This window comes from Microvirga sp. P4_G7 (genome assembly GCF_056401005.1).
Genome location: NZ_JBFUKD010000593.1, coordinates 1 through 2,317 on the forward strand (window position 1 = coordinate 1; position 2,317 = coordinate 2,317).

3 protein-coding genes and 1 pseudogene are annotated in these 2,317 nt (G+C 56.0%); all 4 read right to left on the bottom strand.

Features of this window, described 5'->3' with window-relative positions; all coding sequences use genetic code 11:
• Nucleotides 1-390: hypothetical protein (locus AC1DT3_RS18355; RefSeq protein ID WP_477466663.1), on the bottom strand; the 390-nt coding region annotated here is incomplete at its 3' end.
• 12 nt (nt 391-402) lie between these two features.
• Entirely contained in the window at nt 403-708 is a 306-nt protein-coding gene (locus AC1DT3_RS18360) for a hypothetical protein (protein ID WP_477466664.1), read from the bottom strand.
• Nucleotides 705-1,928, bottom strand: coding sequence for a M10 family metallopeptidase C-terminal domain-containing protein (locus AC1DT3_RS18365; RefSeq protein WP_477466665.1), 1,224 nt, complete (start codon nt 1,926-1,928; stop codon nt 705-707). The genes AC1DT3_RS18360 and AC1DT3_RS18365 overlap by 4 nt, the downstream gene beginning before the upstream one ends.
• Nucleotides 1,929-1,940: 12 nt before the next feature.
• A pseudogene (locus tag AC1DT3_RS18370) lies at nt 1,941-2,317 on the bottom strand (calcium-binding protein); the annotation flags it as partial.

Genomic DNA, 2,317 nt, shown 5'->3' on the forward strand with positions numbered 1-2,317 from the left:
GCATTTGATCGGCCAATATTGATAACTTCGCAGTGCCGCCTCGGCTTTTTCATCAATTTTTGAGAGCGGAAATATTTCATCAATCTTTCGGCCCTTAGTGCCCGGGTAGTAAGAAGGAGCCTTCTCAACTTCGTCGGTGCACAAATTGGGCCAAAAGCTCTTGTTTTGGGGGCTGCCGTAAATCGTGCTCAGGTAGATCTTCTGAAAAATGACGTCGTAATCCGAACCGTATGCAATGCGTCGCGAGGCCGCTTCGGCGTTTCCAGAGATGATTAGGATCAGGAAGTGTGCCGCGAGACACACTCGCATCCATCGCGTGCATAGGGTCGAAAAGTTGTCGCGTCTGCGCTGGATCTTATCGAAGGCTTCGTGGAGGTTCCGGTTCTTCATGGGAAATCCAGTTCAGCAGATGATGTATGGCATGAAGAGGTGAAGTGCGACTGCAAGGAAACCAATCGACCACAGCTTTGCAACTGCTGAAACAAGGCATCCCACAATCAGCATCGCCAGCGAGATAAGATGCGATAAGCCATTCCAAGAAGGCGATATTTGACTGCACCGAACGACCGTTCTTCCGCTCGCGATCGACAATTGCTCAATATGCCAAGCGGATAGATCAAGCGACACGAGAATGATCATTGCCGATGCGATCGCACCGTAACGGAAGGCGTCATTGTGGATGAGGTTTTGGAACATCAGGTTGCTCACATTAAAACCTGATCGACAGTCAGCGCRCCAACACGGATGACGAAGTCCACGCTGCCGTCTCCGCCCACATCAAAGCGTAATTCGTTCAACGCGGTGTTGTAGTAGACCTGTGCGGGCTTAGCGCCGCTCAAGATGTTGTCGTCCGGCCCCATGCCGAGGAAGTTGGCCTTCAACTTTCTCAGATCGATCCGATCGCCAACACCGAAGTCGACGATCACGTCAGGCCTATCCAGCGTTCCCAGCTCGCCGAAGTTTCGAAAGATGAAGGTATCGCGCCCCTTGCCACCAATGAGCGCGTCGCTTCCCGCGCCGCCCGTGATGGTGTCGTTGCCGGATCCACCCTGGATGATGTTGTCGTGTTCGTTGCCGATGATCGTGTCGGAATGACTTGATCCGACGGCATTTTCGATCTCGGTAAAATGTCCGAGCCAAGTCTGGCCGTCTGACAGAATGGAAGTTGCCTTCTTCCCGATCCAATTCCACGACCCATCGTTCAGGTCGAGATGAGCCTTCGCCTTGGCGCCAGCCGCCGACAAAGTGTCGTTGCCGCCGCCATCCCAGACGAGATGAGTTGAGCCGACCTTATGGGTATTCGCGCCGAGTTTCTTCTGGGCCGGTCCGTAGATCGATTGGATCGCCGCTGTGTCGATCACACCGAGTTTGGTGAGGGATCCGGTGTAAGGGTTTGCCCCGATCAGGTTCTGCGCCAGGATCGTCGTGCCGAACTCGGATGCCTTGAGCCCATTCTTACCGATGATGGGATGCTTCAGCCCGAGGCTGTGCGCCACCTCGTGGATCACGGTCTGGCGGCCGAGCGGCGTGAGGATGAAGCTGTCGTCGTCGAGCCAGATATCGGCGGGCGAGCGTTTCAGCGGGTCGAGCGAATAGCGAAAGGCTCCGGCATACCCGTTCACCTTGTAAGGCATGTCGTGCTTGCCGAACATCAGGTCGGCATCCTGTGTATCCGAGCGCACGAACTTAATGTCGGCGACCGCCGACCAGACCTTGAGAGTCTGCGTGATGGCGTTTTCCTCGGCCGACGTCAGGCGGCTGAAGTATGGCCGCGGGTCAGTGAAGACGTCGCTGCGGATGGTGGGCTTGGTCTTGAAGCCATAGGTGATGACGACGCCCTCGCCATCGGCCGCGTTGGCGGTCAGTCGCGTGTTGGTATCTGTCTCGAAGAGCTTTCGCAGGGTCGTGACGAACGGCTGATCTTTCATGAGGCGGCTTTCCTAGATCACGAAGAAATCGGCTGCGGACAATTTGAGATTCTTGGACAATACGGCGATGCGGATCGGCTCGATGGAGCCCGTGCCATCAGCGTCATAGAGAAGGGCCCCTGATTTCGGGTTGTAGACCAAGCGGTCACTGGAATCGTGCGCGGCGGCGCCCTTCCAAAACATCTTGGACGCGAGTTTACGGGGTGCGCCGGGCGAACCCTTGCCGATCGCCTTGTAGACCGCGTTGTCGATCTGGATGCCGTCATCAGGAGCGAAAAAATCTTTGATCCGATCGACGTTGGACTTCTTGTTAGGCCTGGTGTCGAAGACGAAGAGGTCCTTGCCGGGACCGCCGATCAAAACATCGTTGCCGGCTTTACCCCAGAGAC